The sequence below is a fragment of the Ectopseudomonas khazarica genome (assembly GCF_004521985.1).
In the GTDB taxonomy this organism is placed as follows: Bacteria; Pseudomonadota; Gammaproteobacteria; order Pseudomonadales; family Pseudomonadaceae; genus Aquipseudomonas; species Aquipseudomonas khazarica.
In genome coordinates this window covers 138,669-151,083 of record NZ_SBHZ01000007.1, presented here as the reverse complement: position 1 = coordinate 151,083, position 12,415 = coordinate 138,669, and the positions used below count along the sequence as shown (strand labels likewise).

Below are 12,415 nucleotides of genomic sequence, written 5' to 3'. Positions count from 1 at the left end.
TACTCACGGCATTGCCTGGAGGCATGGATGACCGATTCCCCGCATATCGCGCTCGAGCGCGTTTCTTTTCGCTTTGCCGATGGCGTCATGCTGTTCGAGGGGCTCAGCGAAGTATTCGATGACCGTCACACGGGTCTGGTCGGACGCAATGGCGTTGGCAAGACGCTGCTCGGCCGCTTGCTGGCCGGTGACCTGCAGCCCAGCGAGGGGCGTGTCGTGCGACAGGGGCGTATCGCCTACCTGCCGCAACGCATCGTGGCCGCCGCCGACGCCCGTGTCGTTGACCTGGCGGGTTGCGCACACTGGTTCGATGCCATGCAGCGGGTCATGCGTGGTCAGCCGCATGAGGACGATATCGAGCGCCTCGAAGGGCGCTGGGACCTGGTCGAGCGGCTGCAAGCTGCCTTGCATGAGGAGGGCCTCGGTCACCTCGATGTACAGACGCCGGCGGCGCAGCTGAGCGGCGGGGAATGCAGCCGCATTGCCCTGCTTGGCGCGCTGCAGGCGGATGCCGATCTGCTGATTCTCGACGAGCCCGGCAACCACCTCGACCAGGCCAGCCGCATGCGCCTGGGCCAGCGCCTGGCGAGTCGGCGCGGCGGCGTGCTGCTGATCAGCCATGACCGTGACTTGCTGGCGGGCATGCAGCGTATCGTCGAGCTGTCGGCTTCCGGCTTGCGCAGCTATGGCGGTGGCTATGCCTTCTATCAGGCGAGCCGTGAGCAGGAGCGCGAGGCTGCGTGGCAGACCTTGAACAGCGCCCGTGTCGAGCGCAAGCGAGGTGAGCGGGCGTTGCGCCAGCAGCATGAGCGTCAGCAGCAGCGCATGGCCAGCGGCCTGCGCCAGGGCAAGGACAGCAACCAGGCGAAAATCCTCCTGGGCATGCAGAAGAACCGCAGCGAGAGCAGCGCCGGGCGCGTTGCCACGCGTTTGCAGGCGCAGCGCCAGAAGCTCGACGAGCAAGTGCGCGACGCCGCAGCGGCGCTGGACGAGGAGCGGGAGGTGACCCTGCATGGGCAGGCGGCGCCGCTGCCGCCGGGACGCCGGGTTCTGTCCTGGCGTGATCTGCGCCTGCCGTTCGGCTCGGCGCCGTTGCCGGATGTCGAGCTGTTCGGCTCGCGGCGGATGGCCATCGTGGGCCCCAACGGCTGCGGCAAGTCGAGCCTGCTGGCGGTGCTCAGCGGTCGTCTGGCCGCGCGCTCGGGCGAGTGTCGGGTCGAGGTGCCCTGGGCGTTGCTCGACCAGGAACTGCACGGTTTGGCGCCGCAGGAGTCGGCGCTGGAACATCTGCACCGCCTGGCACCCGGCAGCGCGCAGAGTGTGCTGCGTACCCGCCTGGATCACCTGGGCATCGGCCCCGATGCCGCGTTGTTGCCCTGTGCCAGGCTCAGTGGCGGTCAGCGCCTGAAGGTGGCGCTGGCCGGAGTCCTGGCCCGTGAGCCACAGCCCCGACTGCTGATGCTGGATGAGCCGGACAACTTTATCGATCTCGACTCGCGCCTGGCGCTGGAGCGCTTTCTGCGGGCCTATCGAGGGGCGCTGCTGGTGGTTTCCCATGACGGCGCCTTTCTCGACGCATTGGCCTTGACCGACCGCCTGCAGTGGACGGCCGTTGGCTGGCTGCACGAGGTGTTGTGAAACGCCAGTGGCCGAGGGCTCTGGTCTACAATGCCGATCTTTGTCGCCAGTGAATGCCGCCATGACCGAACATCACTTCCCCCTTGCCGCCGTGGTCGGCGCCGACTCGCTGAAGCTGGCGCTGTGCCTGGCGGCCATCGACCCGGCCATCGGCGGGGTGCTGATCGAAGGCCCGCGCGGCATGGCCAAGTCCACCCTGGCCCGTGGCCTGGCCGATCTGCTCGACGGCGGGCGTTTCGTCACCCTGCCGCTGGGCGCCAGCGAGGAACGTATCGTCGGCACCCTGGATCTGGACGCCGCGCTGGGTCAGGGCCAGGCGCGCTTTTCCCCGGGTTTGCTGGCGCGCGCCGATGCTGGCGTGCTGTATGTCGATGAGGTCAACCTGCTGCCCGATCATCTGGTCGACCTGCTGCTCGATGCCGCTGCCAGCGGGGTCAACCATGTCGAGCGAGATGGCATCTCCCATCGCCACGCCGCGCGCTTCGTGCTGATCGGCACCATGAACGTCGAGGAAGGCGAGCTGCGCCCGCAGCTGCTCGACCGCTTCGGTCTCAACCTGGCGCTGGATGGCCAGCCGCAGCCGGCCGAGCGCGCCGAGATCGTTCGCCGGCGCCTGGCCTTCGATGCGTCTCCGGATGCCTTCGTACAGCGTTGGCAAGCTGAACAACAGGCCCTGGCGACGCGTTGCCAGAGCGCCCGCCAACAGCTGGCCGCCATTGCCCTGGATGATGCGTCGCTGGGCGAGATCAGCCAGCGCTGCTTCGCCGCTGGCGTCGACGGCCTGCGCGCCGACCTGGTCTGGCTGCGCGCCGCCCGCGCCCATGCCGCCTGGCGGGGTGCCGGGGTCATCGAGCCTGTGGATATCGATGCGGTGGAGGACTTCGTCCTGCGTCATCGCCGTCGCCAGCAGGCACCACAAGCGCCTGCCGCCACGCCGCCCGAGCGGCCGCAGGCGCAGCAATCCGAGCAGTCGCCACAGCAGGGCGAAGGCCAATGGGGCGAGTTGCCGGCGCAGGTGCAGGCCATGGGTGAGCGGCGGGTGCCGCCGCGCTGGACAAAAAAGCCCTGAGCATCCGCCCGCGCAACGCCACAGGCGCGGATGCCGGCAAACGGCCCGGACGACTCGGCGGCGGCTTGCGCGGCGCCGCGCGGGCGGGTGCGCACGGCCGCATCGACTGGCCGGCGAGCCTGCGCCATGGTCGCCCGCTACGCCGCGAGCACCTGGTGCTACGGCCGCGCAGCCGTCAGGCCGATGAACTCTGGCTGGTGCTGGTGGATGCTTCTGCCTCGACCCGCCGCCATGGCGCGCTGAGCCTGAGCAAGGGCCTGCTCGCCGAGCTGTTCGACAGCGCCTACCGTCAGCGCGCGCGCCTGGCCGTGCTGCAGGCCGGTGGTCGCGAGGCGCAGTGGCTGTGGCAGGGGCGCAAGGCCAGTGCCGAACTGCATGCCTGGCTGCAGCAACTCGGCGCCGGCGGCGGTACGCCACTGCTCGATGCACTGCAGCAGGCCGGTGACTGGCTGGTGCGGCGGCGGCGACAGAAGCCCGCCGAGCAGCAGCGCCTGCTGATCCTCACCGACGGCCGCCTGCGCGACTGGCCGGCCATGCAGCCACTGGGTTGCCCGACCCTGCTGATCGACAGCGAGCGCGCGCCGATCCGCCTCGGCCGCGGCCGCGAGCTGGCGCGCCAGCTGGGCGCCGATTACCAGCATATCGATGACTTACTGCCCTGTAGGAGCCCGCTGGCGGGCGATGATCGCCGGCAAGCCGGCTCCTACGGGTTGTCCATTCCCTGGAGAACCCCATGAAAACCCTGCTGCTGGTCGGCATCGGCGCCGGCGACCCGGACTACGTCACCTACCAGGCGATCAAGGCGCTGCGCCGCAGCGACGTGATCTTCCTGATGGACAAGGGCGCGGCGAAGCACAAGCTCAATGCCCTGCGCCGCGAGATCTGCGCACGCTTTCTCGATGGCCACACGCCGCGTTTCGCCGAGGGCCAGCAGCCCGAGCGCGAGCGCGACGCCGCCGACTACCGCGCCAGCGTCGACGAGCTCAACCGCGACAAGCAGGCGGTATTCGAGCAGTTGCTCGACGAGCAGATGGCGGACGGCGAGACCGCCGCCTTCATGGTCTGGGGCGACCCGTCGCTGTACGACAGCAGCATCCGCATCATCGAGGCCATCGCTGCCCGTCGCAGCGACTTCGCCTACGACGTGATTCCCGGCATCACCAGCCTGCAGGCGCTCACCGCACGCCATCGCATCCCGCTCAACAGCATCGGCCGCGCCGTGGAAATCACCACCGGGCGCCTGCTCGCCGAAGGCTGGCCGCAGGGTGTGGACAGCGTGGCGGTGATGCTCGACGCCAAGGACACCTACCGCCGCTTCACCGGCCAGGGCCTGACCATCTACTGGGGCGCCTACGTCGGCACCGCCGACGAAATCCTCATGGCCGGCCCGCTGGACGAACTGGCCGACAAGATCGCCATCACCCGCGCCGAGGCGCGCGAGCGTAACGGCTGGATCATGGACAGCTACCTGCTGCGCAAGGAAGGGACGGTGCAGGCTTGAGGTGAGGGGGCGTTGTTCGCCCTGCGCCGGGTCATGCGTAGGGCGGACATCGCTTTTCATGTCCGCCAATATGTGGACTCAGGAATCCGATGGGGGGGATGAAGAGCGTCGTCCACCTTCTTGCTTGACCAGGCTGCTTCCGCGCAAGAATGCTGGGCAGCGAAGCGTTATCCACAAGCCGGCAGCGTCTTTTCCATCACCACGGTGCGTTCCGCCCCATGGAATTCATCACGTACCTTGCGGTAACCGAGGCCTGCGTAGAAGCTTTCGGCAGTCAGCGACGACGGCACCAGCAGCTTGGCCATGCCGAGGTTCAGCGCTTCGGCGTGGAGCGCTTCCATCAGTCGGCGACCCACTCCGCCGCCCTGGTACGCCGGATCGACGAAGACCGTCCTGACCACCTCGCCATCGAGGCTGGCGGTGGCGATCGGCATTCCGTGCAGCGAGGCGACGAAGACCCTGCGCGTGCCGAGCAGTGCAGCCACGGCTTGAGGTGTGAAGCTTTGCTCGATCCGAGAGATCACCTCGGGTGCATAGTCCCGGGCGTTCGACTCGCGTAACGCGGTAATCACGACTCGACTGATCGCTGCCGCATCGTCCTGTGTCGCCGGTCGAATCATGCAGTCCATGCTGTTCTCGCTCCTTTGTCGGTCAACGACTCAATCGGCGTTGTTGATCTCTTCCTGATAGACCCGCATCCCTCGTGCCTGATAGTTGGCCAGGGCAGCTGGATGGTCGAAGGTGCAGGTGTGTACCCAGACACGTTCGGTACCGGGCCACTGCCATGCGGAAGTGATGGCGTGGCTGAGCAGGGCGCCGCCGAAGCCACGGTCGAGAAACTGCGGGGCCAGGCCGAAATAGCGGATTTCGGTGTTGTGACCATCGGGGCGCAGCAGCTCGTAGTAACCGGCGATGGCGCCACGGTGGTACGCCACCCAGGTGCGGTGCGCCGGGTTCTCCACCATGGCCTGCCAGTGCGCGTCGTCCCAGTCGTCCAGATCACCCCATTCCCAGGCCGAACCGACCAACTGGTAGAGAAAACGGTTGAACGCGCCTTGTGACTCCTCGCATTCGACGATCTGCAGTTCGCTGCGTGGCGCCTTGGCGCGCAGCTGTTCGGCGCGGGTCATCTCCAGGTAGTAGGTGGTATAGGGTTGGCTCATCACGGACCTCACGGACAGAGCCGGACTATAACCCGGCGCTTGCCGTGCGTTGTTATCGTCGGCGTGTTGGTGCTTCGTTGGAGGACAAGCTTCGCGTTGTCCACGCTACGCCGGGTCATGCGTAGGGCGGACAGCGCTTTTCATGTCCGCCAGCATGTGGCCCCAGAAGTCCGATGGGTGGATGCAAATAGCGTCATCCACCGGCGAGCAGGGCGGTTTACAGCCAGCTCCAGGAAACCCCCGTGTACACCCCGAACCCTTCCCCGGGCGTGGAGCGCGCGGCGTCCGCGCCCTTGTCGTCATAGCCGGGAGTGACGGTGGCGGCGTAGCGCTTGTCGGTGAGGTTGCGCAGGTCGAGCCAGGCCTGCCAGTCGTCCTTCGGCGAGGCGTAGCCGAGGGTGGCGCCGAAGAGGGCATAGGCGTCGGCGTAGTAGGAGTTGGCGTAGTCCACCGCGACCCTGGAGGCGTACCGGGTATTCACCCCGGCATAGAAGCCGCTCGGGTGGTCGTAGCGCAGTTCGGCCTGGTAGTAGTGGCGCGGCAGGCCGGGCAGGCGGTTGTCGCCGAAGCTGTCGTCATCGCGGTAGTGGAAGTCGCTGAAGGTGTAGGCCTGACGCAGGCTCAAGGCGCTGCCGTGGTCTTGCCAGAGCAGGCTGTTCAGGCCGGCTTCGATGCCCTGGTGCACGGTGGGGCTGGCGTTGGACTCGCGGGTGACTGCTGGAGCGACTTCGACGCTGAGCAACTCGTGGCGTACTTGCGCGTGGTAGAGCGCAAGGTCCCATTGGCCGAGCGGCGAATCGCCACGACCACCGACTTCGAAGGTCGTTGCCGTCTGGTTATCCAGAGAGACCGGGGCGCGGTAGCGGCCTGTCGCCGGGCCGCTGCCGGCCGGAAAATAGTCGTTCGAGCTCCAGATCATCGACCAGGCATGCGCTGGTTCCACCGAGCGGCTGATGTTGCCATACAGCTGTACGGCGGGGGCGAGCTGGTAGCGCAGGCCGATGCGGGGAGCGTAGTCCCAGGTGTCGGTGTCGAGCCTGTAGGGATTGGCCGGAGCGGTCACCTCGACCTTGCGCCGGGTATTGATCAGCGCCAGGCCGGTATCCAGCCATAGCTCGGGGCGTAGCTGCAGTTCGTTGCTGATGTGCAGCGTGTTGTCCGAACCTTGGTGGATGTATTCGCGCATCAGGGTGCCGGCCGGGTAGGTGTTGCCATCGACGGTCAGCGGTTGCGTGGCGTTCTCTCGCGCTTTGCTGCCGGGCAGGTTGCGGGTGCTGCGCAGGCCGACGCTGGTGCTGCTGTCCAGACCGAACAGGCTGTGGCGGCGTGTGTAGTTCAGCGTGGCGCTGATGTCGCTGTAGTCGACGCGGACACGGTAGGCACTGTTGCGGTAGGGGCTCTCGACGATATCCATCGGGTAGTGGTGGTACGCCAGGCCGGCGACCAGGGTGGCGTCGGCGTCCAGGTACCAGGTGGTCTTGTTGGCCAGCCAGGTGCTGCCAGGCTGGTCTCGGTGGGCGTCGATGCGCAGGTTCGCGGCTGCGGCATCGCGCGGATCGTGTTTGATCTGTGCCTTGCTCAGGCGCCCCGGCGTGTCGTGCTCGGTCTCGCGGTAGCGCAGGTAGAAGCGCGTTTCCAGGCTGTCGTTGAGGCGATAGCCGACGTTGCCGGCAATGCCCTTGCCCTGTCCGGAGGCGTGATCCTGATAGCCGTCGTAGTGGCTGTCGGTGAGGTTGAGGTAGTAGTCGACATCGCCCAGAACCTGGCCCGAGGCGATGCTGCGTTTCTGGTAGCCATGGCTGCCGGCCTCGTAGCGCAGTTGCAGCTTGGGTGCGCTGTAGCCGGTGTGGCTGATGTAGTCGATGGCACCGCCGAGGGCCAGCGCACCGCGTTCGAAGCCGTTGGCGCCGCGCAGGACCTCCGCGCGACTTATCCACAGGGGTTCCAGCAGCTCGTAGGGGGTGCCACCGGAGCCGGTCAGCGGCAGGCCGTCGAGCAGGATGTGCGTGCCGGAGGCATGGGCACCGGGACCACGGTTGATGCCGGAACCCCGCATGCTGATCTTCACCCCTTCATTGCCCGGCGATTGCGCATAGACGCCGGGCTGATAGGCCAGCACGTCGGCGACACCGGCCACGCGGCCCTGATCGACCTGGTCCATGTCTACCAGGTTGGTGGCACCGGATACGCGCTCGAGCGTCTTGCGCGCGGCGTCCGCTTCACTGACCGGTGTTGCGCTGATGTGCAACGCATCGAGCTGCACGGGTTCGTCGGCCCGGGCGTGATTGATGCCCAGGCTGGCGAGCGCCAGCAGGGTGAGTCGGGCAGGTTGGCGGGAAAGTTGCAGGGGCGGCATGCAAGGGCTCCGTTGAGCGGACAGCGAGTGTGTCTGATGGATGCCACCGGGGATTGGTCACCACCGACGGGCTCGTCACTCGCGTTACGCTCAGGGAGCCATGGGGCGCTCGGGCTATGGCCGACCTTGCCCTGTAGACGGGCCCTCAGGCCAGGCCGGCCTTGTCCAGTCCGTACAGCTTGTCGGCGGAGCCGGGGACGTTGCGGAAGGCCACGCTGAGACGGTTCCAGCCGTTGATGGCCACCACCAGCAGGGACAGATCGGCCAGCTCCTGCTCGGAGAACTGCTCACGCACGCTGTTGTAGATGGCATCACTGACGCCGTGCGGCGACAGGACGGTCAGGGCTTCGGTCCACTCCAGGGCGGCCCGCTCGCGGTCGGAGAACAGCGGCGATTCGCGCCAGACGGCGACATGGTGCAGGCGCAGTTCGCGTTCGCCGTGAATCTTCGCCTCCTTGACGTGCATGTCCACGCAGAAGGCGCAGCCGTTGATCTGCGAGGCGCGCAGGGTGACCAGGTGGGCGAGTTCGGTGAGGAACGGCGTCTTGCTCAGCAGGGTGGAAAATTCCGCGTACTTGCTGGAGGCCTTCGGGGAGAGTTTGAAGTAGTCGAGACGCTGGCTCATGGTTTTCACCCTTAATCCGAGTCGAGAAGAAACCGATGCGTCTCTGCGACTGGCAGAACCACAGCGGCCCGGTGAAGAGAAATCTACGCACCGGTGGGCCAGTCACATAGATCCATTTCACCCAATTCTGCTTGGTCCACTTTTGCGCAGAGGCGTGTGCCTCCCGCTACTCGGTGCATGGCGCAGCACTGCGCCATGGCTGTCGGTACTCAGTGCAGTGGGCGTTTCGACGACTCGGGTAGCGCCATGCCACCGGCCATGGCGATCAGGGCGATGACGATCAGGTAGTAGGCTGGCGCCATGCGGTCGCCGGTCTGCTCGATCAGCCAGGTCGCCACCAGCGGAGCGGTGCCGCCGAAGAGGGTGTAGGCGATGTTGTAGGTGAAGGCCGAGGCGGTGTAGCGCACACGGGTGGGGAACTGTTCGGAGAGCAGCACGGCGGTGACCACGCCGCAGATCACCGCGCCGACGGCCAGCAGCATGGCGCCCAGCGCCGAGGGCAGCAGCTGGCCGGACGTGGCCAGGGAGAAGGCCGGATAGACCGCGACGATCAGCGCCAGGCAGGCGCTGAGGATGGTCCGGCGGCGGCCGACGCGATCCGAGTAGCGCCCCACGAACGGGCACAGCAGGCCGGCGAACACCAGCGCCATCAGGTTGGCCAGCAGTGCCGTGGGCCGGCTGGCGCCGCCGACCACCTGCATGTAGGTGCTGAGGTAGGTGGTGAACATGTAGAACGACAGCGCCGTGGCGGAGATGAATGCGCCCAGGCAGACGATGGTGGCGCCGTGGCTGCGCAGAGTTTCGCGCAGCGGCGAATGCTCGGGGGCCTGCTCGGCGGCCAGGGCCTGGAAGGCGGGCGATTCGTCCAGGCGCAGGCGCATGTACAGGCCGACCAGGCCCAGCGGCGCAGCGATGAGGAACGGCAGGCGCCAGCCCCAGGCCTGCATCTGCTCGTTGCTGATGAACTGGTCGAGGCCGAACACCAGTCCGGCGGCCGAGGCGAAGGCGAGGAAGGTCGAGACCGGCACGAAACTGCCATAGCGCGCCTTGCGCTCGGTGGGCGCGTGCTCCATGACGAAGGCGCAGGCACCGGCGTATTCGCCACCGGCCGAGAAGCCCTGCAGGCAGCGCGCCAGCGCCAGCAGCAGCGGGGCGAACAGACCGATGCTGGCGTAGGTCGGCAGCAGGCCGATCAGTGTGGTGGCGCCGGCCATCATCAGCACGGTGATCGACAGCACCCGCTTGCGCCCGATGCGGTCCCCGAGGGTGCCGAAGAAGATCCCGCCCAGCGGGCGCAGGGCGAACGACACGGCGAACACCGCGAAGGTCTGCAGCAAGGCCAGGGTCGGGTTGCCCTGGGGAAAGAACAGGGCGGCGATGGTCACGGCGAGAAACCCGTAGACGGCGAAATCGAACCACTCGACGAAGTTGCCGATGGCCGAGGCGGCGATCACCTTGCGCAGGGTCGCCGGGCTGACCTGCCGAGTGTGGGTTATGGCGTTCATGCGTTGCTCCTGATCCCTGATCCAGACGGGTTCAGGCACGTTACGCAGGGTGCTCGCGAGCCGGCGCCTCCGACACGACGGTGGCGTTGCTCTGAGCGACCTCAGCCCTGGGGGAACTGCGCCGGGTCGGAAAAGCAGGCGCGCAGGTGATCGAATACCAGGCGCACCCTGGGCGATACGGGGCCTTGTTGCGGGCGGTATATGAACAGTTGCCAGGGAGCGGGGGCCTGCTGCGCCATCACGGCCTGCAGGCGGCCGCTCTCCAGGTGCGGCTGGGCCAGGTAGGCGGGCAACTGTCCGTAGGCCAGGCCGGCGAGCACGACTTCCAGCTCGGCTTCGGGGTCGTCGCAGGTCAGTGCCGGGTTGGCGGGAAGCAGGCTTGGGCCGTCCGCGAAGGTCCAGGGCCAGGGCCGGCCGCTCTTGCGGTCGATCAGTACCGAGAGCGGGCGTTGCTGCAACTCGGCTAGCGTGCGCGGGCTGCCGGTAGTGGCAATCAGTTCGGGCGTGGCCACCACCTGCAGCGGCACGGGCGCCAGGGTGCGGGCGACGTAGCGGCTGTCGCGCAACGAGCCGATACGGATGCCGATATCGATCTGCGCATCGACCGCGTCGGTGATCTCGTCCTCCAGGCGCAGGGTCAGCTGCAGGTGCGGGTGGCGCTTGAGCAGGGGCTGCAGGAAGCCGACCAGAAAGCGCTTGCCGATCGCTTGTGGCGCGGTGATGCCGACACGCCCGCTGAAGCCCGACTCGGTATCGGCACGATGGCCACGAAACAGCGAGTCGAAGCCTTCCAGCGTCTGCCGTGCCCGCACGGCATAGGCCTCGCCGAAGGCGGTGATGTGCACCTGGCGCGTGTTGCGGTGGAAGAGAATCTCGCCCAGCTCCTCCTCCAGCGCCTTGATCGCACGCGTCACGGCCTGCGGGGAGACGCCGAGCCGTGTCGCTGCCTCGCGGAAATTGCTGCAGTCGGCCGCGCTGCAGAAGATGCGGATCATCTCCATGCGGTTGAGCATGTCGCTACGCCTTTGTATTCCAGAATGTGGAATAGCCTAATCCAAACACTTCCATTCATTGAAACGAAAATCGCCTCTAGTGTGAGCCCATGTCCGGCATACGGCGCGGACACTTCAACGAATCCGAAAGAGAGGCTTACCGATGAGCAACAACATTTCCGGCAAGGTCGTGGTCATTACCGGCGCCAGCAGCGGTCTGGGCGAAGCCAGCGCACGTCATCTGAGCAAACTGGGCGCCAAGGTGGTGCTGGCTGCACGGCGCAAGGAGCGCCTCGAACAACTGGTCGGCGAACTGGTCGCTGCCGGTGGCGAGGCGGTCGCCTACCAGACCGACGTCACGCGTGCCGATGAGGTCAAGGCCCTGATCCAGGGTGCCGTGGATACCTACGGCCGGGTCGACGTGCTGGTCAACAACGCCGGGCTGATGGCCATTGCGCCGATGAGCGATCTGCGCACCGACGAGTGGGATCGCATGATCGACATCAACATCAAGGGCGTGCTGTATGGCATCGCCGCTGCGTTGCCGGTGTTCCAGCAGCAGAACGCCGGGCATTTCATCAACATCGCCTCGGTGGCCGGGATCAAGGTGTTCAGCCCGGGCGGTACCGTGTACAGCGGCACCAAGTTCGCCGTGCGCGCCATCTCCGAGGGCCTGCGTCACGAGGTCGGCGGCAGCATCCGTACCACCACCATCGAGCCGGGTGCGGTGGACTCCGAGCTGAAGTTCGGCAGCTCGCACCAGCAGAGCCGCGACTTCGTCGTCGACTTCTACAAGCAGGCCATCCCGGCGGACTCGGTGGCCCGCGCCATTGCCTATGCCATCGAGCAGCCGGCGGATGTGGATATCAACGAGATCGTCCTGCGTCCGACCGTGCAGGAGTTCTGATCCCGATCCGCTGCATCCGGGCGCTTGCGATGCGGGTCCGTACGGACCAGCATGCAGGCGCCTTTTTCGCTTTCAGGAGTCTGCATGAGCGCGTCCATTCGTCCGGTCGATCTGGCCAAGGCCTACCGCCTGCTCAACCACGGCCCCACCGTGCTGGTGTCCGCACGTCACCAGGCTGTGGATAACGTCATGGCGGCGGCCTGGTGCTGTGCGCTGGACTTCGACCCACCGAAGCTGAGCCTGGTGCTGGACAAGGCCACCCGCACCCGTGCGCTGGTCGAGGGCAGTAGCCTGTTCGCCGTTCAGGTGCCGACCGTGGCGCAGCTGCAGCTGACCCAGGCGGTGGGCAATGCCAGCCTTGGCGATGACCCGGCGAAGCTGGCGCACGCCGGGGTCGAGCTGTTCGAGATGGCAGGCCACGATGTGCCCTTGGTTGCCGGCTGCTCGGCCTGGCTGGTCTGCCGGATGATCAATGAGCCGCATAACCAGCAGGCCTACGACCTGTTCATCGGCGAGGTGATCGCCGCCTGGGCCGACGAGCGGGTGTTCCGCGATGGCCGTTGGCATTTCGAAACGGCCGACCCGAATCTGCGCAGCCTGCATCACGTGGCGGGCGGGCATTACTACGCGACTGGCGAGGCGCTCAAGGCCTGAATGGA

At 66.9% G+C, this 12,415-nt stretch carries 12 protein-coding genes; 6 read left to right on the top strand and 6 right to left on the bottom strand.

Annotation, left to right across the window (positions count from 1 at the left end):
• Positions 1 to 27: 27 nt before the first annotated feature.
• The 4 genes from EPK82_RS11140 (at position 28) to cobF (ending at position 4,208) form a co-directional block, all read left to right on the top strand.
• Entirely contained in the window at positions 28 to 1,638 is a 1,611-nt protein-coding gene (locus EPK82_RS11140; protein WP_134676611.1) for an ATP-binding cassette domain-containing protein, read from the top strand.
• A gap of 61 nt (positions 1,639 to 1,699) precedes the next feature.
• On the top strand, positions 1,700 to 2,707 hold the full coding sequence (locus tag EPK82_RS11135) for an ATP-binding protein (protein ID WP_134676610.1): 1,008 nt from the start codon (positions 1,700 to 1,702) through the stop codon (positions 2,705 to 2,707).
• The gene (locus EPK82_RS11130; protein WP_341870006.1) at positions 2,689 to 3,444 is read left to right on the top strand and encodes a vWA domain-containing protein; all 756 of its coding nucleotides are present in this window, start codon (positions 2,689 to 2,691) and stop codon (positions 3,442 to 3,444) included. Before EPK82_RS11135 ends, EPK82_RS11130 begins: the two co-directional genes overlap by 19 nt.
• Positions 3,441 to 4,208, top strand: coding sequence for a precorrin-6A synthase (deacetylating) (gene cobF, locus EPK82_RS11125; RefSeq protein ID WP_134676608.1), 768 nt, complete (start codon positions 3,441 to 3,443; stop codon positions 4,206 to 4,208). Before EPK82_RS11130 ends, cobF begins: the two co-directional genes overlap by 4 nt.
• Positions 4,209 to 4,375: 167 nt before the next feature.
• Here the strand turns inward: cobF and EPK82_RS11120 are convergent, their stop codons facing one another.
• The 6 genes from EPK82_RS11120 to EPK82_RS11095 all read right to left on the bottom strand — a co-directional run bounded on the left by EPK82_RS11120 (position 4,376) and on the right by EPK82_RS11095 (position 10,870).
• Entirely contained in the window at positions 4,376 to 4,837 is a 462-nt protein-coding gene (locus tag EPK82_RS11120) for a GNAT family N-acetyltransferase (RefSeq protein ID WP_134676607.1), read from the bottom strand.
• 30 nt (positions 4,838 to 4,867) lie between these two features.
• Positions 4,868 to 5,371, bottom strand: coding sequence for a GNAT family N-acetyltransferase (locus tag EPK82_RS11115; RefSeq protein WP_134676606.1), 504 nt, complete (start codon positions 5,369 to 5,371; stop codon positions 4,868 to 4,870).
• A gap of 217 nt (positions 5,372 to 5,588) precedes the next feature.
• On the bottom strand, positions 5,589 to 7,727 hold the full coding sequence (locus EPK82_RS11110; RefSeq protein ID WP_134676605.1) for a TonB-dependent receptor family protein: 2,139 nt from the start codon (positions 7,725 to 7,727) through the stop codon (positions 5,589 to 5,591).
• A 145-nt stretch (positions 7,728 to 7,872) separates the two neighbouring features.
• Positions 7,873 to 8,352 carry a carboxymuconolactone decarboxylase family protein gene (locus EPK82_RS11105; RefSeq protein WP_047590574.1) on the bottom strand — a complete coding sequence of 160 codons (480 nt, stop codon included), beginning with the start codon at positions 8,350 to 8,352 and terminating at the stop codon, positions 7,873 to 7,875.
• A gap of 209 nt (positions 8,353 to 8,561) precedes the next feature.
• The gene (locus EPK82_RS11100) at positions 8,562 to 9,857 is read right to left on the bottom strand and encodes an MFS transporter (RefSeq protein ID WP_134676604.1); all 1,296 of its coding nucleotides are present in this window, start codon (positions 9,855 to 9,857) and stop codon (positions 8,562 to 8,564) included.
• 101 nt (positions 9,858 to 9,958) lie between these two features.
• A complete protein-coding gene (locus EPK82_RS11095; protein ID WP_037054709.1) occupies positions 9,959 to 10,870 on the bottom strand; it encodes a LysR family transcriptional regulator in 912 nt (303 codons plus the stop codon).
• A 142-nt stretch (positions 10,871 to 11,012) separates the two neighbouring features.
• Between EPK82_RS11095 and EPK82_RS11090 the strand changes: the two genes are divergently transcribed.
• Positions 11,013 to 11,756, top strand: a complete 744-nt coding sequence (locus tag EPK82_RS11090; protein WP_037054708.1) for an SDR family oxidoreductase — start codon at positions 11,013 to 11,015, stop codon at positions 11,754 to 11,756.
• A gap of 84 nt (positions 11,757 to 11,840) precedes the next feature.
• Positions 11,841 to 12,410, top strand: coding sequence for a flavin reductase family protein (locus EPK82_RS11085; RefSeq protein ID WP_134676603.1), 570 nt, complete (start codon positions 11,841 to 11,843; stop codon positions 12,408 to 12,410).
• Positions 12,411 to 12,415 lie beyond the last annotated feature (5 nt).

Coding starts and splice junctions, on each gene's coding strand:
- EPK82_RS11140 (WP_134676611.1), top strand. CDS start 28: ATGACCGATTCCCCGCATATCGCGCTCGAGCGCGTTTCTTTTCGCTTT.
- EPK82_RS11135 (WP_134676610.1), top strand. CDS start 1,700: ATGACCGAACATCACTTCCCCCTTGCCGCCGTGGTCGGCGCCGACTCG.
- cobF (WP_134676608.1), top strand. CDS start 3,441: ATGAAAACCCTGCTGCTGGTCGGCATCGGCGCCGGCGACCCGGACTAC.
- EPK82_RS11120 (WP_134676607.1), bottom strand. CDS start 4,837: ATGGACTGCATGATTCGACCGGCGACACAGGACGATGCGGCAGCGATC.
- EPK82_RS11115 (WP_134676606.1), bottom strand. CDS start 5,371: ATGAGCCAACCCTATACCACCTACTACCTGGAGATGACCCGCGCCGAA.
- EPK82_RS11110 (WP_134676605.1), bottom strand. CDS start 7,727: ATGCCGCCCCTGCAACTTTCCCGCCAACCTGCCCGACTCACCCTGCTG.
- EPK82_RS11105 (WP_047590574.1), bottom strand. CDS start 8,352: ATGAGCCAGCGTCTCGACTACTTCAAACTCTCCCCGAAGGCCTCCAGC.
- EPK82_RS11100 (WP_134676604.1), bottom strand. CDS start 9,857: ATGAACGCCATAACCCACACTCGGCAGGTCAGCCCGGCGACCCTGCGC.
- EPK82_RS11095 (WP_037054709.1), bottom strand. CDS start 10,870: ATGCTCAACCGCATGGAGATGATCCGCATCTTCTGCAGCGCGGCCGAC.
- EPK82_RS11090 (WP_037054708.1), top strand. CDS start 11,013: ATGAGCAACAACATTTCCGGCAAGGTCGTGGTCATTACCGGCGCCAGC.
- EPK82_RS11085 (WP_134676603.1), top strand. CDS start 11,841: ATGAGCGCGTCCATTCGTCCGGTCGATCTGGCCAAGGCCTACCGCCTG.